Below are 22,058 nucleotides of genomic sequence, written 5' to 3'. Positions count from 1 at the left end.
CAGATTACAATTGAAATTGGAGAAAGCAAAAACTATTCCTTAAAAAAATAAGATAACCTGATATATGAAAAATTTATTACCCAAATTGATTTTTATTTTACCCTTTTTTATTCTTGTTGGATGTAAAAAGAATGAAACTGCGGAGATTGCAAAAACTGAAATTGCAAAGAATAGTATCGAATATGCTTCCGGGCTTTCTATCGTAAAACACGAAGGATATTCAGTCGTAACAGTTTCTGATCCCTGGCCAAATGCCAATGCAAAATTCACTTATATTTTAAAAGAAAAAGAAGCTAAGGTTCCGGACAGTTTACAAGCGTATACAACCATCAAAGTTCCGTTAGAATCTATTGTGGTCACTTCTACAACCAATATTCCGTTTCTTGAAATGCTGGAAGTCGAAGACAAACTGGTAGGTTTTCCTCATACGGATTATGTTTCATCTGAAAAAACCAGAGCTTTAATTGATAAAGGTTCTGTTAAAAATTTGGGTGAAAATGAGAAATTAAATATCGAAAAGCTGATCGAATTAGCTCCGAATTTAATTGTCACTTTTGGTGTAGATAATAACAATTCGATGTTGGACAATCTGAAAAAAAGCGGGCTTACTGTTTTTATTCAGGCAGACTGGATGGAACAATCCCCACTGGGAAAAGCAGAATGGATCAAGCTTTATGGCGCTTTATTTGGGAAAGAGGATAAAGCTAAAGAATTATTTGATAAAATCGTCTTGAGTTACGATCAGGCAAAGAAATTAGTAGCCGATAAACCTGCTGCTTCAACAGTTTTATATGGTTCTATGTATCAGGACATATGGTATGTTGCCAAAGGAAACAGTTGGGTTGCCCAGTTTATGAAAGATGCTCAGGCTAATTATTTATGGGCAGATTTAAAAGGAACCGGTAGCGAAGGGCTATCTTTTGAAAAAGTGCTGGTTAAAGCAAAAACAGCTAATTTCTGGATTGCTTCAGGTTCGTTTAAAACATTGGAGGAATTTGGAAAAACCAATCCGCACTACGCACAATTTGATGCTTTTACTTCTAAAAATGTGTATACTTTCGAAGGTAAACTGGGGGCAACCGGAGGAACGGTTTATTATGAATTGGCGCCAAGCCGTCCGGATTTGGTTTTAAAAGATTATATCAAAATATTTCATCCTGATTTATTACCAAGCTACGAATTCACTTTTGCATCTAAATTAAACTAATTGCATTGGTAAATAAAAAGCGAAATATAATCCTGTTTTCGGTACTGGGGCTGGTACTTTTGTTTATTTTTTTTCTGGACATTAGTCTGGGATCTGTTACCATTCCGTTTAAAGAAGTTTATACGAGTTTAACGGGAGGGCAGGCCAGTAAATCGACCTGGGAATATATTATTATAAATTATCGTTTGCCAAAAGCAATCACAGCTTTTTTAGTTGGAATTGGACTATCAGTTAGTGGTTTACTGATGCAGACCTTATTTAGAAATCCGTTAGCGGGACCCGATGTTTTAGGATTAAGTTCCGGAGCAATTTTGGCTGTCGCTATTGTTATTTTAGGTGCAGGTTTACTGCCTTCATTTTTGAATGCTGTTTTATTGTCGCCATACGCCATTGTACTGGCTTCGACATTAGGAAGTATTTCGGTTTTAATGTTGGTTTTAGTAGTAGCGCAAAAGTTAAGAAACACAATGGCAATTTTAATTATAGGACTTATGTTTGGTAGTTTTACCAGTGCTATCGTTGGGGTTTTAACCTATTTTAGTTCAGCAGAACAGCTACAAAAATTTACCTTTTGGTCGTTAGGAAGTCTTGGAAATCTTTCGTGGACCTCAATTTCTATTTTGGCGGTTTGTGTAAGTTTTGGTTTGCTGTTAAGTGCTGGTAGTATTAAACCTCTGAATGCGTTACTTCTGGGAGAGAATTACGCCAAAAGCATGGGATTGAATTACAAAAAAGCAAGATTAACAATCATTTTTGCAACCAGTATTCTGGCAGGAAGTGTAACGGCTTTTGCAGGTCCTATTGCCTTTATTGGTCTTGCGGTTCCGCATATTGCCAAGCTGACTTTTCAGACCAGTAATCATGCAGTTTTGTATTGGAGCACGCTTTTTTATGGCGGTATCATTATGCTGTTTTGTGATATTGCCTCGCAATTACCCGGATTAGATACCACATTGCCTATTAATGCTATCACTTCTATAATTGGTGCACCGGTTGTAGTTTATTTGTTAATGCGAAAAAGAAATTTTCAGTAAAAACTTACAATTAATTTATATCTTAGTTTTTAAACACATAGAGACATAGTTTTGAAAAGTCTAAAAAGGCGTTTCACTTTTCCTTAAAAATCATAGACTATGCGATTTAAACTTTGACTCTATTTAAATTAAAGAATTAATGTTTACGCAAAAGTATTTAGATGAATTAACTTATGAGCTAATTGGTGCTTGTATTGTGGTGCATAAAACAATTGGCAAAGGATTGCTGGAAAGTATTTATCACCAATGTCTGAAAGAAGAATTAATGTATCGAAAAATAAATTTTTCGACTGAAATGAAGGTGCCACTAATATATAGAAGCAAAGAATTAAATACTGATTTAAGATGTGATTTGTTTGTTGAAAACTGTTTAGTTATGGAATTAAAGGCAGTATCTGAAATAAATAATATGCATGAAGCCCAACTTTTTACATATATAAAGCTTTTACAAGCCCCAAAAGGAATTTTAATCAATTTTAATTGTTTTAATATTTTTAAAGAAGGACAAAAAACATTTGTGAATGAGTATTATAAATTATTACCAAAGTTTTAAGAAGTAAGCTATGTGATAATTTACGAGTAAATTTTAAAATAACTTTTACACTAAAAGAAAAATCTATGTTTCTATGTGTTTAAAAAATACGCCGAAATGAAATCGATCTTAAAAACCTTAAACTTAACTATTGGCTACAAGTCCGGGAAAACTACTGTGACTATTGCTGAGGATTTAAATTTGAACCTGAATTCAGGAAAGCTTATTTCATTAATTGGAGCAAACGGAATTGGGAAATCAACTTTATTAAGAACAATTACAGGAATTCAGGAACCATTAGAGGGAAGTGTTTTGTTGAATGATAAAAACATATCTACTTATAAGCCATTAGATTTAGCCCAGAATTTAAGTTTAGTCTTAACCGAAAAATTACCACCAAGTAATCTGTCTGTTTTTGAATTGGTGGCGTTGGGCCGTCAGCCATACACGAATTGGATTGGCACTTTAACGCAAACTGATATTGAAAAAGTTCAGGAAGCTTTACAGCTCACTCAAATCGAGGATCTGGCTCAAAAAAAGCATTTCGAAATTAGCGACGGGCAATTACAAAAAGTGTTAATAGCACGGGCATTGGCACAAGACACACCACTTATTATTCTGGATGAGCCTACAACACACCTCGATCTACTCCACAAAGTTTCATTGTTCAAATTGCTGAAAAAGCTGACACAGGAAACCCAAAAGTGTATTTTATTTTCGACTCATGATATCGATCTGGCAATTCAGCTAAGTGATGAAATGATCATCATGACGTCAGATCTGGTGGTTCAGGATCAACCTTGTAATTTAATTTCAAACGGAAGTTTTGCTACTTTGTTCCAAGATGAGCATATTACTTTTGATGCTGAAAAAGGGAAGTTTATTGTGACCTAATTATTGTTCTCAAAACGTGCTCTGTAAACATGTAATAAATTCTCCAAGTCATCAAATTTGATAGTTAACTCATCTATGTCTGTCATTTCACTATTAAATATGAGATAATTTGTTGATCTTTTTCCACTCGTTTGAGCAAATACTCTATCATGGTGTATCTTGTGCCAGGAAACAATCTTTTTTACCTCTAGTTATTGCATCCTTTACCGTAATTGTCTTTTCCATATTATTTTTTCAATCCAATCTGTCTCTTAGCTTCCCCAACAACAAAAGCAACAGAATTCGCGATATTAAAACTTCGGATTAATTTAGACATCGGAATCGTTAAATGATTTTCAAAACGTGCCAGAACTTCAGGGCTTAAACCAACACTTTCTTTTCCGAAAACCAACCAGTCTCCATCCTGGAAATCAGTTTCCAGATATGATTTTTCGGCATGTGAACTCATCAGAAAAACCCGGGAATGATCCGGAATCTGCTGAATCCATTCTTCTAAGTTTTGATATTCGGTTACCTCAAGATGCACCCAGTAGTCTAAACCGGAACGCTTTAAATTTTTATCGTTAATGACAAATCCAAACGGATGAATTAGGTGTAATCGGCTTTCGGTGCCTACACACAATCTTCCGATATTTCCGGTATTATTAGGTATTTCCGGTTCTACAAGAACAACGTTTAGCATTTTTTAGGGGTTATGAGTTAAGGGGTAAGAGTTAAAAGGAGGTAATGATCTAATACCAAAATTCTCTAATTTTCAAATTGACACATTATTTAATTTAAAATCGGACACTTCTACAACTTCTCCGGCTTTCAGGTTTTGCAAATATACATTTCCTATACGAACACGTACCAGACGTAAAGTAGGAAAACCAACTGCGGCAGTCATTTTTCGAACCTGACGAAATTTTCCTTCATTTACCGTTATCGAGGCCCATGACGTTGGCCCATGGCGTTCGTCCCGTATTTTTTTTGCTCTTGGACCAAAATCCGGAATTTCAGTAACTATAAAAGCAGAGCAGGGTTTGGTTTTATATTTGCCACCATCAAAACCAATTTCGACTCCTTTTTGTAATTGCTCAATTGCTTCCGGCGTAATAACCCCGTCAACCTGAACATAATATTCTTTGTTTACTTTTTTGCTTCTTATTTGTTCGCTTACTTTTCCGTCGGTAGTCAGTAAAAGCAAACCTTCAGAATCTTCGTCTAATCGGCCAATAGCCATCGTTCCTTCGGGAAAATTATACAATTCTCCCAAAAGCTTTTTCTTTCTTTTTAATTCATAAATAAACTGGCTCAGATAGCCGTAAGGTTTAAAAAGAATAAAGTGTTGGTGCATGCCGTATTTTTTTGACTGCAAAGATAGTTTTGTTTGAGGTGTAATTAAAGAAGAAATTGAAATGAAATTTATACGTTATTCCTGTTTTCCTGATTTCATTTTCTTTACCCATAAATAAACGAACCAAATTACGGTTATACCAAAGATGACTACTATAGGAGTATAATAATTTTTGATAAAATCATGAAAATAACTTCCAATTAGAATGTAGGCGGAGGCAATACAAAGTTTGATGATAGTAAACTCACCATTTGTCCAGCTTGTTTTGATTTTGAAAAAATTCATAGCACTTGTTTTTTGTGTTGTGAGAATGATTTAGAAACAGTTTTTTTCTTTTTGGGTCATGCTAAAAATAGGATTTCACATTGTAATTTACAATATTAGACTGGTAATGATTTGAAAACGAATACTTTGTTTGTGTTTTAAAGTGAAGTTTAATGCTGTAATGAAACCAAAAGCTATGTTAAAGAGCTTAATTTTTCGTCTTATAATTCGTAATATTATAATAATAACATTAAAATATAAAATTATGGGAACTAATAATTTAGGCTCTAAAAAGATAAACGGAGTACAAAAAGATATGGATGAATCGAAAGGGAAGAACATTTCGCATGACGGAAAATCGGATGATGCCAATCTGAAAAAAGAAGTAGTAACCGATGCAGATGGAAATAAAGAGGTAGTAGGCAGGGCACGAAATGAAAATGAGGATGTTAAAAAAGTGAAAGATAGTGTTGATCCAAAAAATGTGAATGCAAATCGTGGTGTTTCTACAGAAGAAGAGGCGAAAAAAACAGTAGAAAATAAAGATCGAAATTCAGATATCACACCCAATCGTTATCCTGACTCTAATCCGGAAAGTCATGAAGACCGCGGAAACATGAAATTAGACGAGTAAGCCTTGTTTCCTTTAAATAGTGATTTTTTTGTTGATTTTTGCCATTTTTAGATAAAATAACAGATCATTGGCAAAGCACGTTAATGTTTTTCTAAAGCTTGTTTTTCCAATGGTTATCCCTCGATAACTTCGTAAATTGTAGCTAGAAATTTAAAATGTAAGATTATGTCACTTTTAGAAAACAAAGTAGCTTTTGTATCCGGTGGAGGTTCAGGAATCGGACGCGCGGTTGCAGAAGCTTATGCTCGTGAAGGAGCAAAAGTAGTAGTTTCAGATATCAATGTAGAACACGGAGAAGAAACCGTAAAAGTTATAAAGGATCAGGCTGGTGAGGCTTTTTTTGTAAAAGGCGATTCCTCAACTGCAAATGACAACAAACGAATGGTAGAAGTGGCCGTTTCAAAATATGGCCGACTTGATATTGCCTGTAACAATGCCGGAATGGGCGGACCTGCAAAACCTACAGGAGAATACGAGCCTGAAGCATGGGATAAAGTAATTGCTTTAAATTTAAGTGGTGTTTTTTATGCCTGTCGCTACCAATTAGAGCAAATGGAAAAAAACGGAGGAGGAAGCATTGTAAACATTGCTTCGATCCACGGACAAGTTGCAGCTCCGCTTAGTCCTGCTTACACCGCTTCTAAACACGGAGTGGTAGGCTTAACTAAAAATATTGCAGCAGAATATGCCTTAAAGAATATTCGTTGTAATGCAATTGGCCCGGGTTATATAGAAACAGCGTTGCTAAAAGATCATTTAAATAATGATGCTATGAAAGCAATTGCTGCAAAAGCACCAATGAACCGCTTAGGAACTGCTGAAGAAATTGCAGAATTGGTAGTTTTTTTAAGTTCTGAAAAATCGTCGTTCACTACAGGAAGTTATATTATTGCTGATGGTGGATATACTGCCATTTAAACTTTTTTTTCGTATATATTTTATAAGGCTATCTCAGTTCGGGATAGCCTTATTTATTCTTTTTCATCTATATTAATAGAGTTTAATCTTGTTAAATTTATGTAGTGAAGTAAATTCTTTCAATAACATATAATAATGTAAAGTCAGTAAAACTATGGTAATTGTATAATTTATTTAATAATAAGTTGATTTTTGTTAGAAGATGTTTATAAAATAGGAAACAATAAGTTTATGTTTTCACAATATTCCCTTAACTTTAAAGAGTATAAATTTGATTTCTAAAAACTCTATTTTTTAAACGTATGAAAAACATTTACTCTGTACGCCATCTCATGGCTTTTTTAAGTTTTTTTTGTTGCTGCTCGGGAAATCTTTTTGCGCAGACAATGCCAACTCCTCAGGAATTAACTCCTAATCAGGATTTAACACTTACTTACGAACAAAATTTTAATTCATTACCAGCAAGTTCTGCAACTTATCCAGCTGGTTTTCAGGGGTGGACTGCAAATGGAGGTGCTCCAGGAACAGAATATAGTGCAGCTTTGAGTGCTACTGACCAAAATCTTCGTGCGAATAGTACAGCAGGTCTTGGTACAGGAGGTGTTCACAATTATAATGGGAAAATTGGTTTTTTGGATACAAGTAATTTAGATTTAGCAATAGGTTTCGCGTTTGTAGCTACTGGTCATAAAAACTTACAGGTAAAATATGATGCAATGGTTATTCGAAATCCTTATAATGGTACTAGCAATTTGTGCATCTACGAAATGGCATTGCAGTATCGAGTTGGTGCTTCCGGACCCTTTATTACATTACCAGAAACAGCTTATTTAAGTAATAAAACAGTACATAAAGATGCAGGGTTGACAGATCCCATAAATTCGACAAATATTAAAGTAGTTTTGCCTGCTACTTGTAACTTTCAGCCATTGGTACAAATAAGATGGATTGCAAAGCAAGTTATTGGTGGCGGTTCAAGACCTTCATTTGCCATTGATAATTTAGACATTAGAGAAGATGTTGCCGCTCCAATTAATAATTTGGGTTATCCTAAAACAAATAATATTTTATCAGATAGTTTTGATTTTATTAATAAAATAGATGAAATAGGAAAAACATATTATGCTTTAGTACCGGCAGGAAGTGCAGCACCATCTGTAGCTCAGGTAAAGGCCGGAAATGATGGAAATAATGTTGCTGCGCTGCAATCAGGATTTCTTACTATTTCAAAGGCTTCTCAGGAATACCTACAAAGTTTTGCAGGATTAAGTTTGGGAACTTCGTATTCTGTTTTCTCCGTTTCTGAGGATCCCTATGGAAATGTTCAGACAGCGGTTAATAAAGTAGATGTTACAACTTCAAACGTTGTGATTCCAGTGTTGTCTTCAACAGTAACTTCATTAAGTCTTTTTGCTGAACCGACCTATACTTCAGAAGCTTCAAGCTATCAAATTCAGGCTACAGATTTAACAAATGATGTAGTTGTAACTTCGTCTTCGTCAAACTTTACATTATCTAAAGATAATTCGACTTTTGCATCTTCAATTACATATTCAGTTTCTGATTTTGCTTCAAATGCAACACCAACGGTTTATGTAAAATTTACTCCAACTGCTTTAGGCAATTCTTCCGGACAAATATCACATACAACAACTGGTGGAGTAACCAAAACGGTTACTCTTAGCGGAGCAGGAATTAATCCGTATGAGCAAGGATTTAATGACTCAAATGTACTAACCAATAGCGGATGGACACAATACAATGTATCAGGTCCTTTAAATAAATGGGTAGCAACAACAAGTGCGAAGAATATAAATTCAGGAGCAGGAGCGGTTTTAATAAACGGATATTCTGATAACGGACCAAGTAAAGACTGGTTGATTTCGCCTAAATTACATTTAGATACTTTTACAAATTATGCTTTACTTTCTTTTTATTCTCGTAAGTATTATGCAGGGCCAGGTTTAAAATTAATGGTTTCTAGTGATTATGATGGCAAAAGTAATCCGGAAACGGCAACATGGACAGAATTACAAGGTGATTTTCCAGCTATTACCAATATATATACCAAATCTCAATATATTAAATTAGATGCTTATAAAACAAGCCCTGTTTATTTGGCATGGGTTTATGAAACCACAAAGGGAGGCAATACTTTTGCTGCCGAATGGTCATTAGACGATATTAAAATTAGTAATGAAACGGCTTATTTGGTTTCAAATCCTGTTTTAGATTTAGATGATACACATCCTGGCGAATTTTCGGCAAGTCAGTCTTTTGTTTTAAAAGGAGAAGGTTACGGAGATATTACAATTACGGCCTCTTCTTCTTATCAGGTATCTTTAGATAATAGTTCATTTTTATCAAATGTTACTGTTAGCGCTGCCGATGCTGCAGCGGGAAAACCAGTTTATGTTAGATTTGCGCCTATTGCAAAAGAAGTAACAATTACAGGAATTCTAACTGCAACGGGAACTTCCTTAAATAAACAAATAGGTACTTTAACAGCGACATCTATTCCAAAAGTAGATACTTTTGATATTGCAACTTACAATTTAGAATTTTTTGCTTCTGATGTAAAAGACGCAACCGGGAAAGAATTTGGCCCTACAGATGATATTTTGCAAGTTGAGAATGTTGCCAAAGTAATGAATAAACTAAATGCCGATGTTTATGTCGTTCAGGAAGTTTCGAATGACGGGGCTATCGACGATTTGATTAAACAAATAAACATTAACGGAAAAACATTCGATAAGACAATTTCAACTTCATGGTCGTATTCACATGAACCGGAATCACCAACTTTTCCACCTCAAAAATTAGTAGTGCTTTACAACACAAAAACTACTACAGTTAAAGCTACAAAAGTAATGTTTAAAGGTTTGTACGATGAATTGCTTGCAGGAACAAAAACTTTGACTAATTATCCGGTAGCGAGTCCTGCTCCTGTAAACCCTAGTGCGAGTTTTTTCTCATCAGGACGTTTGCCTTACATGGTACAATTAGAAACCAATATTGGCGGAGTTAAAAAGCTCATAAATGTTGTCGATCTTCATGCGCGTGCCAACAGCGGAGCTGATATTGTAAAATACAACCAGCGTAAATATGATACTCAAGTATTAAAAGACAGTTTAGATCAATATTATGCCAATCATAATTTAATTATTTTAGGAGATTTTAATGATGATGTAAAAGCATCCGTAGTAGGTACGAATAATCCTTCGACCTACGAAAATTTTGTTGTAGATCAAACCCGATATAATGCTCTGACTTTAGGACTTAGTCAACAGGGAAAAAATAGTTATTTTAATTTTACACCGGAAAGCTTTTTAGATCATATTGTTATTTCTAATGAGTTGAATGATCAATACATTGCTAATTCGATATCTGTTTACGACCCTAGAGCAGATATTGTGGATTATATCAACACAACTTCAGATCACGGACCTGTAATTGCTCGTTTTAACCTAAAAGAAGATGTTTTATCTACTATTGATTTTGAAACTAAAAACGGCTATTTTGTGCAGGCATTCCCTAATCCTGTAAGTGATGTGGTAAATGTTTCAGTTAAAACGACTACTGACAGAAATCTAAAATTAAGATTCTATGACATTTCAGGGCATTTGGTTGGTAATCCTGTCGAAGTAAATGCTACACAGGATTTAAGTACAACAGCAATTCCGGTAAGTTATTTACGATCTGGTATTTATGTGTATACTTTAACAGAGAATAATAAAGTGGTCTATAAAGGTAAGATCATAAAAAAATAAAAAAGAAAGTAAAACCTAAAAAAGGCAGTTCAGTTTTGAACTGCCTTTTTTTATGTTTAAAATTTTAGAGAAGTGTTTTGAATTTGGTTAAATCTGCGTCAGGCATTATTTTATAGAAATAATGTAACTGCCATTGCTGTGTTTTTTGAGCTTGTTTGTTTGTAGTTTCATCCCAGGGAGGATAAACTCTTGTAGCCCTTTTTCCTTCTTTTGTTAAAGTAGAAAATATTCCTTTCTCTAATAAAAGGATTTTAGGAAAAACAAATTGTCCAAACAAATTGTCCTTGCGAACACTTATAATCACAAAATCAATGGAGTCCGAAAAATCAAAAGGTTCAATGATTCCGGTTGCATTGCGTTTCCATAAAGTTACAAACTGGCCTGTTTTGGTTGGTGTTATTTTTGCCATCCTGTAACAAATTCGCTTTTCGTTCAGATCAAAGCGATAGGCATCGTATTCTGCACTTTCTGGTTCAGGCTGAGGTTGCGTACCATCAAAATTGCAATGATCATAAACGAGCTCTTTTGCAATAATAAGATCCTTTGGTAATAATTCTATACTATTCCAATTATTTTTAATAGTCATTTAGTGTGATTTCTTAGAAGATATTTTTGTAAAATTAGCACAAAAAAAACCTTAAAAAGAAACGTTTAACCCAAAATTTAATCCCCATTGAAACTGATTGAAAGACTGATTGTTTAACGGATTGATGTAGTAATTCATTGCCGGTTCAACAAAAACATTTGTTTTCTTATAAACTCGATATTGTAAAGTACTACTTAATGTAGAACCATAAACATAATCGTTTGCATTTACATTCTGACCAATATAATTGCCATCTATAGCCACATTATTAGAAATCAGCTTGCCTATAAAACCACCGGTATTTAAATTGATACTTGCTTTATTTCTGTTAAAAATAGAATAAGAAACTTCCAAAGGCATTTCGATATATCGTAAACTCTGATCCAGATTTCCACTTTCTATGTTACTGCTTTGTATCCCATTTTGCTTTAGTGCGTTTGCAGTATTAAGAGGAACAAATGCATAGCTGTCATTTGATGTAATTGGTGCCGCTAATGCTGAAGCATTTTGGTTAAAATAATCACTGGAAACTAAAAAAGAACTGGTTTTTGCACTTAAATAAGAAACGTTTGCAACGCTCTGCCCCAATTCATTAATTTTAAGACCAGATCCAACTGCCCATTTTTTGTTGATTTTATATTTTGTTTTTACACCATAAGTGCTACTTTGTTTCGAGTCGTTTGTGTTGCCAAAAGTTTTGTCATTTTTATAATTTTCAGAACTTGCCACTCCGGCAAAAACTTCAACGGCCCATTTTTCGCCTTTGGACACCTTTTTATCCTCACGCTCTTTTTTTCCTTCCGGGCTAATAATGCCTTTTTCTAAATTTTGAAGTTCGGCCAGCTGTACAGAGTCTTGCTTACTTAAAACGGTAGTAAATTTTGAATTGCTGGTAAGTTCTTTACTAGGCAATATAGTTTCGTTCTTTTGTTTTAATGTACCTTCATTGAGCCCTCTTACGTTCCCGTTTGCATTTTCATTTAAAAATGGATTTGAGCCATTAGAAGCCAGAGCGCCAGGGTTTTTAGAATTCAGTTGATTTTCAAAAACAGTATTTGGTAATTGATTCGTTGTATTTGAACTGAAAGCATTTGTTTTACCAGCACTAAAAGTTTTTTCGGCCAAAATTTTATTAGCTGCTTTTTTATCGGCACTTAAAACCGGATTTTTTAAATTAGAATTAAAACTGTTTGTGTTGGTTGCATTGAATGTTTTTTCGGCTACACTTTGATTCGAAGCTTTTTTATCAGTATTTAACGCAGGGCTTTTTAAATTAGAATTAAATCCGTTTGTATTGGCGGTATTAAAAGTTTTTTCGGCTACACTTTGATTCGAAGCTTTTTTATCAGTATTTAACGCAGGGCTTTTTAAATTAGAATTAAATCCGTTTGTATTGGCTGTATTGAAAGTTTTTTCGACTACATTTTGATTCACGGCTTTTTTATCAGTACTTAAAACCTGATTTTTTAAACCTGAATTTAAGGTATTCGATTTGTTTGAATTGACAGTATTGTCTTTTGCTGACGCAACCGTTTTTTCAGTTCCGGCAGGATTTAGATTGTTTTGTTTACCATTTGATTTTGAATTTAAACCATCAGAATTCGTTTTTGTTTCAGCACCAGCCTGAGCAACCACTGTTTCCTGGTTTTTTTGACCACGATCCGCTGGATTTGCGTTATTTTTTACAGAAGTGTTATTCTCAGTATCATTTGATGAATTCGCTACGGTAACCTTATTAATATTGTTTTCCTGAATCGGAATTGTTGTATTTGAATTTACATTGTCTTTTTTAGTATCGAGAACTACATTATTATTTCCGGCACTACCATTATGTTTAGTTTTGATGCCTGAAGTAGAATTAAAATGTAAAACAGAAGGGAGCATTAAACCTAATAATAAGCATGCAGCAGCTGACCACCAAAGAATAGCTCTCTTTTTCTTTTTAGGCTTGTCTAGTTTTTCTTCAATCTGACCCCATAGCTCAGGAGGCGGAACACTCGAAAAGTTTTCCATTGATGAAAAAATATCTTCTATATTTTGCTTTTTCATGCTATTTTAAAATTTTTTATACTCAATATCTTTTTTTGCAAAATGTGCTTGGCCCTGTTTAAATTTGATTTTGATGTTCCTTCAGAGATTTTTAATAATTCGGCTATTTCCTTATGTTTCATTTTTTCAAAAACATACAAGTTGAAAACTGTCCGGTATTGATCGGGTAAATCCCGAATATATTCAAGCAATTTTTCTTGCTCTATTGGAACAATATCTAATTCCTCTTCTTCGATAAAATCAGTATCCGGATCAAAAACATCCAGAAAAAAACTTTCTTTTTTCTTTTTATTTAGAGTTTCAATTAGTTTATTAATAAAAATACGCTTTAGCCAGCCTTCGAAGCTTCCTTCAAATTTGTATTGGCCGATTTTTTGAAAAACGATAACAAATGCTTCCTGAAATACATCTTTGGCATCGTCTTCATTTTTCATATACTTTAAGCAGATACCATATAAAACAGGAGAGAACAACTGATAAATTTTCAGTTGCCCCTCTCTGTCATTTTTTATGCACAGCTTGATGTACTTTTCTAAATCGTCTTTCAAAAATGTGGTGTTGGTTAGTTTTGCAAAAATAGTTTTTATAAGCTTATAAAACTACCTTTTAAAAATAGTACGAGCTGCATCCTGACAGTTGCTTACAATTGTTAGGTTTTGATTGTCAAGGTTTTCTATGATATAAGTCTTGCCTTCAAAGGTAATTAAGTCATGTTCTGTCTGATCTGAAAAACCAATGCCTTTTTCTATTTGATACGTACTATTTCTAATTTCAATATCATTTTTGTAAGTGATCACTCTTCCGTTTGGTGTAAAAACTACTTTTTTATTAAATCCAATAGTTTTTGGGGTTGCTGTGTAAGGATTATTTGATCCTCCAATTGATTTCTCCCAAATCCAGGTGTTGACTATAGAACCTGAGTTCATAGTGGTAGATTCCAGTGAATAAGCCGTTGAAAAAAGGCAAGACACCACAATAAGTAATAAGAATTGTTTTTTCATGATTTGATTTTATTTAAGACTTGTGATTTTGTCCTGAATCGCTTTTTTGAAAATTTTCACTTCCGTACTTTGATCAGCAGTATCTGTATTATCGATAAAAACTTTAGTTACCGTAATACCCTGGCGAAGTTCAAAATATACACCACCGTGGTCAACTGCATCCGGTGTTCCGTAGGTTTTAGTTTGTCCTTTTAAGTTTAAAATTTCAGTAGGAACATTTTTTAGAAAAAGTGTATAATCACCTTTTTGAGTCGTTGCAGTATATCTGTACTGATTAAAATCATAACCGCCGGCAACCACATTTTGGAATTTTAAAATGTTGAAATCATTAATTTGAAAGAATTTTTGGCAATCGGCAGTAGTACATTGTTTATTGAAACTTCCTATTACGATATTATTATTGATGTTAACAGTAGTTTCTGAAACCTTATTAAAAAGAATTGCTTTTGAGGTTCTTGGAATTAAAATAAAATCTGAAGGATAACTTGGGGCAGAAACAATAGTTTCCCCAGCCTGAGGTGCTTTTTCGTAATAGTTAATTAAAATTTCACATTTATTTTCTTCAATCGTGGTAATTTTAATAGAGTATCCGTTTGTTGTTTTTAAACCGGCAAAAATACCAACTAAAATATCTTTAGAAAAATCGATAGGAGTATCTGTACTGTTAGGACAGCTATTTTCATGTTTGGTAAATAACGATTTCATTTTTTCATCAGAACCTACTAAAACTGCGGCTGGATTCGTAGGTAAAGTGTTAACGCTGTATGAGCATAAAAGTGGAAATCCTGTAAAAGTTTTGTCTTGGCTGGCTCCGCAATCTACCTTTAAATCGTCATTATTAAGAGAGCAGGCACTAAATCCAAAAGCTATAAACAAGCTTAACATTAATTTTTTCATGATAAATTTTTAATAGGTTATATTTAGTAGATAGCGTCTTTATGAAATGGTTGCGTGAAAAAATATTTTTTTTAATGTTTGATTTGGTTTAGAATGAGTTTTAATTCTGAAAAAAGTGCTATTTAAAATTATGAACTACGTCTTATTGCTTATTTTTACTTCATTAAAAAAATGTAATATGATGGATATTCTTCCGTATTTGTCCGCTTTTGTTGTAGCACTATTTTTAGGGGTTTACATGGGGAAATTATTGTTTTCGGCCAGGTTTCAGTCAGAAAAAGTAAGTCTGGAGGAGCGACTGAATGCAAACTCCAATCAATTCCAATTGCAAAAAGAGCAGTTTGAAATCGAAAGAAAAAATTTCGAAAAACAACTTTCTTTAATACATACAGAAAAAGAAAATATCAGGACAGAGAAAGACAGTCTGGCGATTCAGCTTTCTAAAAAAGAAGTAGATTTTGAAAATTTATGGGAACGCCATAAAGAACAAAAAAACGAGATCAACGAGTTGCAGGAAAAGTTTACCAAAGAGTTTGAAAATTTAGCCAATAAAATCCTCGAAGAAAAGTCGGCTAAATTTACCGAGCAAAATAGCGAAAACATGAAAAATATCCTGCTGCCCCTACAGGATAAAATTCAGGGCTTTGAGCAAAAAGTCGAACAAACACACAAAGAAAGTATCGATTATCATGCAGCATTACGTCAGCAGATTGTTGGTTTAAGCGAAATGAATGCCCAAATGAGCAAAGAAACCCTAAACCTGACCAAAGCCTTAAAAGGAGACAGTAAAATGCAGGGGAATTGGGGCGAGCTGGTTTTAGAACGCGTTCTTGAAAAGTCAGGTCTGGAAAAAGGACGCGAATATGAAGTGCAACAAAGTTTTACCAATAATGAAGGAAACAGAGTTTTGCCGGATGTGGTGATCAATTTGCCAGATGGCAAAAAAATGATTGTGGACTCAAAAGTTTCATTAGTAGCGTATGAAAGATGGATCAATGAAGAATCGGATATTCTTAAAATTGATTTTCTGAGAGAACATGTTAACTCAATTAAAAGGCATGTCGAGCAGCTGGGCAGTAAAAACTATCATGACTTATATCAAATCGAGAGCCCTGATTTTGTATTGCTTTTTATTCCCATAGAACCCGCCTTTGCCATTGCGTTAAACGAAGACTCTACTTTGTATAATAAAGCATTCGATCGCAATATTGTTATTGTTACCCCAACTACCTTGTTAGCAACTTTACGCACAATTGACAGTATGTGGACCAATCAGAAGCAACAGGAAAATGCCTTTGAAATTGCCAGGCAAGCCGGAGCATTATATGATAAATTTGAAGGATTTGTTACCGATCTGGTTCGAATTGGAAATAAAATTAAAGATACAAAAACCGAATATGAAAATGCCATGAGCAAACTTGTAGACGGCAGAGGGAATTTAATATCGAGTGTCGAAAAATTAAAGAAAATGGGAGCCAAGGCTAAAAAGTCACTTCCGGAAAATATTATCGCAAGAGCATCAAATACAGACGAGAATCAATCTTTAAATTAAAAATTAAATGAAAAAAGTTTTAATCATAATTGCCGCAATTAGTGTCTTAAGTTTATCGGCTTATTTTTTATTCATCTATTACGTTCCTTACAGTGAAGGATATCGTTCCGGCGAATTAATCAGAATGAGTCATAAGGGAGTAATGATGAAAACCTGGGAAGGAGAACTGAGCCAGGGCGTTTCCGGGTCACAAATTTTTAGTTTTTCGGTTTTAGACAGCGATAAAAAAGTTATTGATCAGCTAAACGATTTGCAGGGGCAATATGTTAAGCTGACTTATGTTGAACGATACAGAACCTTTAGCTGGTGGGGAGATTCTCATTTTTTTATCACCGCTGTTCAAAAAGAAAATTCCCCTTTTAAATATAAATAATTATGACTGCAGATTTTAAACCGGTTTCATCATCCAAAATAAGTATTTCAGAATTGATGTTACCATCGCATACCAATTTTAGTGGCAAAATTCATGGAGGTTACATTTTACAGCTGCTCGATCAGATTGCTTTTGCATCAGCATCAAAATTTAGCGGAAACTATTGTGTAACAGCTTCTGTGGATACAGTGAACTTTTTAAAACCAATAGAAGTTGGTGAACTTGTTACCATGAAAGCTTCTGTAAATTATGTAGGCAGAAGTTCTATGATTGTAGGTATTCGTGTCGAGGCAGAAAATATTCAGACAGGTGCCGTAAAACACTGTAATTCGTCTTATTTCACGATGGTAGCAAAAGACAAAGAAGGTAAGAGCGTTCCGGTTCCCGGACTTATTTTATCGAATCTGGATGAAGTGCGCCGTTTTAGAAAAGGCATTAAACACATTGAATTAAAAAAAGAAGTAGAAGAACATGAAAAACTGGCTAATGTGAATTCTATTGAAGATCTGGCGAGTTTAGATAAATACAATGTTCTTTTGGAAATCAGGTAAAATAATCATCCAATTAAAAATAACTAAAAATGGTAAAGTTCGGATATACAATTTTATATGTTGAAGATGTAGAAAAGGCTATAGTTTTTTATGAAAACACGTTTGGGTTTTCAAGAAAATTTGTAACGCCCGAAAATGATTATGGCGAATTGAGCACCGGCGAAACGACTATTTCGTTTGCTTCCAAAAAATTAGCAGCTCAAAATTTAAAAGAAGGTTTTATCGAAAGCAATTTAGAAGATAAGCCTTTTGCAATCGAGTTAGGTTTTATAACAGATCAGGTTGGTGAACTGGTACAAAAAGCAACTTCTTTTGGAGCTGTATTGGTAAAAGAACCCACACAAAAACCCTGGGGACAAATTGTAGCTTATGTGAGAGATTTAGATGGCTTTTTAATTGAGATTTGTACAGAAGTACAAGGGTAAAAAATCATATCCACCTGAATGTAAAAGACAGCTTTTTTTAGATCTTTTGAATACTTTTTACAAATAAAAACATTCACAAATATTTAGCATAAAAGAAGGAACTAAAAGCGCTAATATTTCGTAACTTTAAGTAGAAACATTTGGTTATCACTTTTTCACGGAGTATTGCCATTCCTTTTTTTAGGCTAATTATTAAGTCCAGTTTTTCTTCTCTTCTTAAAGTAAAAAAAAGTGAATGACATAATTGTTAATTGTTGACGATTATGAAAAAAATTACTGTATTAATTTTATTTTTTACCGCATTTTCTATACTGGCTCAGGATAAATTTAAAACCAGCACGGCCATTGTAAATTTTGAAGCTTCTGTACCTTTTTTTGAAGAGGTAAAAGCGGTAAATAAGCTTGGAACGATTGTTCTGGAACCTTTAACCAGTACGCTTGTCTGTACTGTTTTTATAAAAGATTTTCATTTTAAAATGGATTTAATGGAAACTCATTTTAATGAAAATTATTTAGAAAGTCACCGATATCCCAAATCCGTTTTTAAAGGCAAAATTGAAAAGTTTGATCTTAAAAATGTTGATGGTGTTGAAAAAGAATATGATGTCACGGGAAAACTTTACCTTCATGGAAAATCAAAAATTATTGATTTCAAAGCTTTAATAAAAAGAGTGCCTCAGGGAATACAAATTACGTGTAACTACCCAATTTTAGTTTCAGATTTTAATATTGCAATACCCAGTGTTGTGGCCAGTAAAATTTCGACAACAGCCAATACTAATTTAGTTGGAGTAGTGCGAAGCGAAGAGATAATGTACCTGACTTTAAAATAAAGTTTAATCGAGACAGCTTACAAGTGCTTTTTCTAAGTCTGTAATTTGAAATTCTAAACCTGTTTTTTGTATTTTTTCTGATGAAACCCTTTGTCCTTCAAGAACTGCTACACTCATTTCGCCCAAAATAATTCTTAAAACAAAAGGCGGGATTTTAGGAAGCCAGATGGCATATCCAAATAAATTAGCTAAAGTTCTGGAGAATCTTGAATTGGTAGTGTTATCTGTAATACAGGCGTTGTAAGGGCCTTCTAAATCCGGGGCTGTAACCGCCTTTAAATAAATTGCACATAAATCTTCAACATGTATCCAGGGTAAGTATTGTTTGCCTGTTCCTAAAACGGCGCCAAAACCAGCCTTAAAACTGGGAGCAACTTTTTTAAGAAAGCCTTCATTTTTACCAAATACAATTCCGGTCCTTACCTTTACAGTTCTAATTCCTAATGTTCCAATAGCATCAACAGCCTTTTCCCATTGCTGGCAGGTTGATCCTAAAAAATCATTTGCAGGAGCAGTATCTTCGGTGCAGATTTTATGACTGGTAACAGCGCCGTAAATTCCAATAGCCGAGGCTGAAATAAAAGCATCTAATTTTTTATTGTTCTTTTTTAAAATAGAGCCTATAAGATCGATGGGTTGTACACGGCTTTCTAAAATGGCTTTCTTGCGTCTTTTACTCCATCTTTTTTCAACAATACCTTCGCCTGCTAAATGAATGATGTAATCAGCTTGCAGAACAGCTTCTTCATTGATATAATTGCTTTTTAAATTCCACTTATAGTAAGTGATCAGTGAGGTGTTTTCTCTTGCAGAACGACTTAAGATTGATACTGTAAAACCATTGTCAATTAGTACATCGGTTAAATAGCTGCCTATAAATCCGGTGCCTCCGGTTAGTAAAACATTTTTTGCCATGATAGTTTATAATATATTTAACAGTGCATATTGTTTAAGGCAAAGTAAAGATACTTAAACATTGCTTACCTTTAAGGCAAATTCTAAATTTTAATAAAATGGCAACGAAAAAAAAGACTATTACAAGAGATGAAATTGTTTCAATATATATGGAAGAAGTTCTTGATAAAGGACAAAAACCAAAGTCGGTTTATCATTTTGCAAAAGAAAATGATTTTTCAGAATCCGAGTTTTATGCTTTTTTTGGAACATTAGAAGGTTTAGAAAAAGAAATATTCAGATTGTTTTTTGTCAATACAATTGATCTGTTGCAAAAAAATGCAGAGTACCAAGAATACGATATGAAAAACAAAATGCTAAGTTTTTACTTTACATTTTTTGAGCTTTTAACAGCCAACAGAAGTTATGTTTTGCAAGCGTTGAAATTTGACAGAAACCCTCTTAGAAATTTAGTGCAACTAACCACGCTTCGCGAAGCTTTCAAAGAATATGTTTCTGAAATCCTGACAGATGATTACAGACTGGAGCAGGAAAAACTTCAAAAATTCCAGGAAAAAGCCATTCAGGAAAGTGCATGGCTGCAATTGTTGATGACCATAAAATTCTGGAAAGATGATGCTTCGGCAGCATTTGAGAAAACAGATATTTTTATCGAAAAATCGGTAAATGCATCCTTTCAGTTAATGAATGTTGAACCCATCAATCATCTTATAGATTTTGGAAAATTTCTGTTTAAAGAAAAAATATACAGCAAACAATGAAAACAATCGATTATATACCAACATCGAAAATAGAAAGAGCCAGTAAATTGGTACAAACCGGTGCAAAAATAGGAGTAAACTACGTAAAGCATTATGCTGAAAAAATAGTGAATCCTGATTTGACCCGTGATAAACTCAATGAGAATAATGCCGAGGATATTTATGATGGCCTTAAAAGCCTGAAAGGAAGCGCGCTTAAAGTGGCCCAAATGTTAAGTATGGATAAAAACTTTTTGCCGCAGGCGTATGTAGAGAAATTTTCATTGTCACAGTTTTCTGTTCCGCCACTTTCGGCACCGTTGGTGTTAAAAACGTTTAAAACTAATTTTGGCAAGACGCCTTATGAAATCTTTGACGAATTCAACGCTAATTCAGTGAATGCGGCAAGTATTGGTCAGGTGCATCTGGCTAAAAAAGACGGCAAAAAACTAGCGGTTAAAATTCAGTATCCGGGTGTTGCCAATAGTATTTCATCAGATTTGGCTTTGGTAAAACCCATTGCCATCAGAATGTTTAATTTGCAGGGAAAAGATTCTGATAAATATTTTAAAGAAGTCGAAGACAAGCTCATCGAAGAAACTAATTATCTATTAGAACTAAAACAAAGCCAGGAAGTAGTAGAGGCCTGTAGCAAAATCGAAAACATACTTTTTCCGGGTTATTATCCTGAGTTTTCTTCAGAGAAAATCATTACTATGGATTGGATGACGGGGATTCATCTTTCAGAGTTTACCGCTAAAAATACAGATCGTGAAGCGAGCAACAAAATAGGTCAGGCACTTTGGGATTTTTATATGTACCAAATTCACGTACTTCGAAAAGTGCACGCTGATCCGCATCCCGGAAATTTTCTGGTGGATGACGAGAACCATTTAATTGCTTTGGATTTTGGATGTATGAAACAAATTCCTGAAGAATTTTATGTGCCGTATTTTGAGTTAATTAATAAAAATGTCATTACGGATAAAGCGCGTTTCAATGAAAAACTATTCGAATTAGAAATTCTTCGTCCCGAAGATTCGCCTTCAGAAATTGAATATTTTACAGAGATGTTTCATGATTTGTTATCCCTTTTTACAAAACCTTTTCAGGAAGAAGATTTCGATTTTGCCGATGAAACTTTTTTTGAAAGCATCGCTAAACTGGGAGAACGTTTCTCAAACGATACCAATCTAAGAAAAATGAACGGAAATAGAGGGTCTAAGCATTTTATTTACATGAACCGTACTTTCTTTGGTTTGTATAATTTAATGTTTGATCTGAAAGCGAAAATTGTTGTCGATAATTATAAAAAATATTAGGAACTATTTCCTGCTATCTACGATATCTTTTGCGGCGAACCCCGTCACAAAAGGATATCGCTTTTATCAGGGCCCGGGGTTTCGTTTTTACAATACACAAAGTGGGATATGAAAAAACCTTTGTCAGAGTTTTAACTTTGATAAAGGTTTTTTTATCGGGACCAATTTAAATTTGGAATTATTTATAAAGCAGCCATAAAGTATGTCATCCTGACGAAGAAAGGA

The 22,058-nt window shown here is 34.0% G+C and carries 23 protein-coding genes; 14 read left to right on the top strand and 9 right to left on the bottom strand.

Annotated features, from left to right (window positions below):
* The first annotated feature begins 64 nt into the window (after positions 1-64).
* From ACHRWY_RS14130 to ACHRWY_RS14115, 4 genes are all read left to right on the top strand, one after another.
* A complete protein-coding gene (locus ACHRWY_RS14130) occupies positions 65-1,207 on the top strand; it encodes an ABC transporter substrate-binding protein (RefSeq protein ID WP_395355472.1) in 1,143 nt (380 codons plus the stop codon).
* 5 nt (positions 1,208-1,212) lie between these two features.
* On the top strand, positions 1,213-2,241 hold the full coding sequence (locus tag ACHRWY_RS14125) for an iron chelate uptake ABC transporter family permease subunit (protein WP_395355471.1): 1,029 nt from the start codon (positions 1,213-1,215) through the stop codon (positions 2,239-2,241).
* 139 nt (positions 2,242-2,380) lie between these two features.
* Positions 2,381-2,794 carry a GxxExxY protein gene (locus ACHRWY_RS14120; protein WP_395355469.1) on the top strand — a complete coding sequence of 138 codons (414 nt, stop codon included), beginning with the start codon at positions 2,381-2,383 and terminating at the stop codon, positions 2,792-2,794.
* Positions 2,795-2,890: 96 nt separating this feature from the next.
* A complete protein-coding gene (locus ACHRWY_RS14115) occupies positions 2,891-3,667 on the top strand; it encodes an ABC transporter ATP-binding protein (protein WP_395355468.1) in 777 nt (258 codons plus the stop codon).
* A 226-nt stretch (positions 3,668-3,893) separates the two neighbouring features.
* Here the strand turns inward: ACHRWY_RS14115 and ACHRWY_RS14110 are convergent, their stop codons facing one another.
* From ACHRWY_RS14110 to ACHRWY_RS14100, 3 genes are all read right to left on the bottom strand, one after another.
* Positions 3,894-4,349, bottom strand: a complete 456-nt coding sequence (locus ACHRWY_RS14110) for a tRNA (cytidine(34)-2'-O)-methyltransferase (RefSeq protein WP_395355467.1) — start codon at positions 4,347-4,349, stop codon at positions 3,894-3,896.
* Between the two features lie 72 nt (positions 4,350-4,421).
* A complete protein-coding gene (locus tag ACHRWY_RS14105) occupies positions 4,422-5,003 on the bottom strand; it encodes a pseudouridine synthase (protein ID WP_395355466.1) in 582 nt (193 codons plus the stop codon).
* Between the two features lie 75 nt (positions 5,004-5,078).
* Positions 5,079-5,288: a hypothetical protein gene (locus ACHRWY_RS14100; protein ID WP_395355464.1), complete on the bottom strand. Its 210-nt coding sequence runs from the start codon at positions 5,286-5,288 to the stop codon at positions 5,079-5,081.
* A 244-nt stretch (positions 5,289-5,532) separates the two neighbouring features.
* On the opposite strand from ACHRWY_RS14100, the gene ACHRWY_RS14095 reads away from it, so the two are divergent.
* From ACHRWY_RS14095 to ACHRWY_RS14085, 3 genes are all read left to right on the top strand, one after another.
* Complete coding sequence (locus ACHRWY_RS14095) at positions 5,533-5,901, top strand: hypothetical protein (RefSeq protein WP_395355462.1); 369 nt, start codon at positions 5,533-5,535, stop codon at positions 5,899-5,901.
* A 165-nt stretch (positions 5,902-6,066) separates the two neighbouring features.
* Positions 6,067-6,819, top strand: coding sequence for an SDR family NAD(P)-dependent oxidoreductase (locus tag ACHRWY_RS14090; protein WP_395355461.1), 753 nt, complete (start codon positions 6,067-6,069; stop codon positions 6,817-6,819).
* Between the two features lie 302 nt (positions 6,820-7,121).
* Positions 7,122-10,589 (top strand): T9SS type A sorting domain-containing protein, encoded by a 3,468-nt coding sequence (locus tag ACHRWY_RS14085; RefSeq protein ID WP_395355459.1) that lies wholly within the window; start codon positions 7,122-7,124, stop codon positions 10,587-10,589.
* 64 nt (positions 10,590-10,653) lie between these two features.
* On the opposite strand, the gene ACHRWY_RS14080 is transcribed toward ACHRWY_RS14085, so the two are convergent.
* The 5 genes from ACHRWY_RS14080 to ACHRWY_RS14060 form a co-directional block, all read right to left on the bottom strand.
* Positions 10,654-11,175: a MepB family protein gene (locus tag ACHRWY_RS14080; RefSeq protein WP_395355458.1), complete on the bottom strand. Its 522-nt coding sequence runs from the start codon at positions 11,173-11,175 to the stop codon at positions 10,654-10,656.
* A gap of 51 nt (positions 11,176-11,226) precedes the next feature.
* Positions 11,227-13,224 carry a hypothetical protein gene (locus ACHRWY_RS14075; RefSeq protein ID WP_395355456.1) on the bottom strand — a complete coding sequence of 666 codons (1,998 nt, stop codon included), beginning with the start codon at positions 13,222-13,224 and terminating at the stop codon, positions 11,227-11,229.
* The gene (locus tag ACHRWY_RS14070) at positions 13,221-13,697 is read right to left on the bottom strand and encodes an RNA polymerase sigma factor (protein WP_395355749.1); all 477 of its coding nucleotides are present in this window, start codon (positions 13,695-13,697) and stop codon (positions 13,221-13,223) included. The genes ACHRWY_RS14075 and ACHRWY_RS14070 overlap by 4 nt, the downstream gene beginning before the upstream one ends.
* Before the next feature lie 126 nt (positions 13,698-13,823).
* Entirely contained in the window at positions 13,824-14,225 is a 402-nt protein-coding gene (locus ACHRWY_RS14065) for a hypothetical protein (protein WP_395355454.1), read from the bottom strand.
* A gap of 9 nt (positions 14,226-14,234) precedes the next feature.
* The gene (locus ACHRWY_RS14060) at positions 14,235-15,122 is read right to left on the bottom strand and encodes a protease complex subunit PrcB family protein (protein WP_395355452.1); all 888 of its coding nucleotides are present in this window, start codon (positions 15,120-15,122) and stop codon (positions 14,235-14,237) included.
* Between the two features lie 178 nt (positions 15,123-15,300).
* Here ACHRWY_RS14060 and rmuC point away from each other — a divergent pair, with 178 nt between their 5' ends.
* From rmuC to ACHRWY_RS14035, 5 genes are all read left to right on the top strand, one after another.
* Positions 15,301-16,674, top strand: a complete 1,374-nt coding sequence (gene rmuC, locus ACHRWY_RS14055) for a DNA recombination protein RmuC (protein WP_395355747.1) — start codon at positions 15,301-15,303, stop codon at positions 16,672-16,674.
* Positions 16,675-16,681: 7 nt separating this feature from the next.
* The gene (locus ACHRWY_RS14050; protein ID WP_395355450.1) at positions 16,682-17,047 is read left to right on the top strand and encodes a 6-phosphogluconate dehydrogenase; all 366 of its coding nucleotides are present in this window, start codon (positions 16,682-16,684) and stop codon (positions 17,045-17,047) included.
* Positions 17,048-17,049: 2 nt separating this feature from the next.
* Positions 17,050-17,598 (top strand): acyl-CoA thioesterase, encoded by a 549-nt coding sequence (locus tag ACHRWY_RS14045; protein ID WP_395355448.1) that lies wholly within the window; start codon positions 17,050-17,052, stop codon positions 17,596-17,598.
* A gap of 29 nt (positions 17,599-17,627) precedes the next feature.
* The gene (locus ACHRWY_RS14040; protein WP_395355446.1) at positions 17,628-18,023 is read left to right on the top strand and encodes a VOC family protein; all 396 of its coding nucleotides are present in this window, start codon (positions 17,628-17,630) and stop codon (positions 18,021-18,023) included.
* A 263-nt stretch (positions 18,024-18,286) separates the two neighbouring features.
* Positions 18,287-18,856 carry a YceI family protein gene (locus tag ACHRWY_RS14035; protein WP_395355444.1) on the top strand — a complete coding sequence of 190 codons (570 nt, stop codon included), beginning with the start codon at positions 18,287-18,289 and terminating at the stop codon, positions 18,854-18,856.
* A gap of 3 nt (positions 18,857-18,859) precedes the next feature.
* On the opposite strand, the gene ACHRWY_RS14030 is transcribed toward ACHRWY_RS14035, so the two are convergent.
* Positions 18,860-19,771 (bottom strand): TIGR01777 family oxidoreductase, encoded by a 912-nt coding sequence (locus tag ACHRWY_RS14030; protein ID WP_395355443.1) that lies wholly within the window; start codon positions 19,769-19,771, stop codon positions 18,860-18,862.
* 98 nt (positions 19,772-19,869) lie between these two features.
* Here ACHRWY_RS14030 and ACHRWY_RS14025 point away from each other — a divergent pair, with 98 nt between their 5' ends.
* The gene (locus tag ACHRWY_RS14025) at positions 19,870-20,532 is read left to right on the top strand and encodes a TetR family transcriptional regulator C-terminal domain-containing protein (RefSeq protein WP_395355441.1); all 663 of its coding nucleotides are present in this window, start codon (positions 19,870-19,872) and stop codon (positions 20,530-20,532) included.
* Positions 20,529-21,833, top strand: a complete 1,305-nt coding sequence (locus ACHRWY_RS14020; RefSeq protein ID WP_395355439.1) for an ABC1 kinase family protein — start codon at positions 20,529-20,531, stop codon at positions 21,831-21,833. Before ACHRWY_RS14025 ends, ACHRWY_RS14020 begins: the two co-directional genes overlap by 4 nt.
* Positions 21,834-22,058: the final 225 nt, after the last annotated feature.

Source organism: Flavobacterium sp. FlaQc-48, from assembly GCF_044007335.1.
Taxonomy (GTDB): domain Bacteria; phylum Bacteroidota; class Bacteroidia; order Flavobacteriales; family Flavobacteriaceae; genus Flavobacterium.
The sequence above is the reverse complement of the archived record's forward strand: the minus strand, read 5'-3'. Positions and strand labels throughout refer to the sequence as shown.

Coding starts and splice junctions, on each gene's coding strand:
- ACHRWY_RS14130 (WP_395355472.1), top strand. CDS start 65: ATGAAAAATTTATTACCCAAATTGATTTTTATTTTACCCTTTTTTATT.
- ACHRWY_RS14120 (WP_395355469.1), top strand. CDS start 2,381: ATGTTTACGCAAAAGTATTTAGATGAATTAACTTATGAGCTAATTGGT.
- ACHRWY_RS14115 (WP_395355468.1), top strand. CDS start 2,891: ATGAAATCGATCTTAAAAACCTTAAACTTAACTATTGGCTACAAGTCC.
- ACHRWY_RS14110 (WP_395355467.1), bottom strand. CDS start 4,349: ATGCTAAACGTTGTTCTTGTAGAACCGGAAATACCTAATAATACCGGA.
- ACHRWY_RS14105 (WP_395355466.1), bottom strand. CDS start 5,003: ATGCACCAACACTTTATTCTTTTTAAACCTTACGGCTATCTGAGCCAG.
- ACHRWY_RS14100 (WP_395355464.1), bottom strand. CDS start 5,288: ATGAATTTTTTCAAAATCAAAACAAGCTGGACAAATGGTGAGTTTACT.
- ACHRWY_RS14095 (WP_395355462.1), top strand. CDS start 5,533: ATGGGAACTAATAATTTAGGCTCTAAAAAGATAAACGGAGTACAAAAA.
- ACHRWY_RS14090 (WP_395355461.1), top strand. CDS start 6,067: ATGTCACTTTTAGAAAACAAAGTAGCTTTTGTATCCGGTGGAGGTTCA.
- ACHRWY_RS14085 (WP_395355459.1), top strand. CDS start 7,122: ATGAAAAACATTTACTCTGTACGCCATCTCATGGCTTTTTTAAGTTTT.
- ACHRWY_RS14080 (WP_395355458.1), bottom strand. CDS start 11,175: ATGACTATTAAAAATAATTGGAATAGTATAGAATTATTACCAAAGGAT.
- ACHRWY_RS14075 (WP_395355456.1), bottom strand. CDS start 13,224: ATGAAAAAGCAAAATATAGAAGATATTTTTTCATCAATGGAAAACTTT.
- ACHRWY_RS14065 (WP_395355454.1), bottom strand. CDS start 14,225: ATGAAAAAACAATTCTTATTACTTATTGTGGTGTCTTGCCTTTTTTCA.
- ACHRWY_RS14060 (WP_395355452.1), bottom strand. CDS start 15,122: ATGAAAAAATTAATGTTAAGCTTGTTTATAGCTTTTGGATTTAGTGCC.
- rmuC (WP_395355747.1), top strand. CDS start 15,301: ATGATGGATATTCTTCCGTATTTGTCCGCTTTTGTTGTAGCACTATTT.
- ACHRWY_RS14050 (WP_395355450.1), top strand. CDS start 16,682: ATGAAAAAAGTTTTAATCATAATTGCCGCAATTAGTGTCTTAAGTTTA.
- ACHRWY_RS14045 (WP_395355448.1), top strand. CDS start 17,050: ATGACTGCAGATTTTAAACCGGTTTCATCATCCAAAATAAGTATTTCA.
- ACHRWY_RS14040 (WP_395355446.1), top strand. CDS start 17,628: ATGGTAAAGTTCGGATATACAATTTTATATGTTGAAGATGTAGAAAAG.
- ACHRWY_RS14035 (WP_395355444.1), top strand. CDS start 18,287: ATGAAAAAAATTACTGTATTAATTTTATTTTTTACCGCATTTTCTATA.
- ACHRWY_RS14030 (WP_395355443.1), bottom strand. CDS start 19,771: ATGGCAAAAAATGTTTTACTAACCGGAGGCACCGGATTTATAGGCAGC.
- ACHRWY_RS14025 (WP_395355441.1), top strand. CDS start 19,870: ATGGCAACGAAAAAAAAGACTATTACAAGAGATGAAATTGTTTCAATA.
- ACHRWY_RS14020 (WP_395355439.1), top strand. CDS start 20,529: ATGAAAACAATCGATTATATACCAACATCGAAAATAGAAAGAGCCAGT.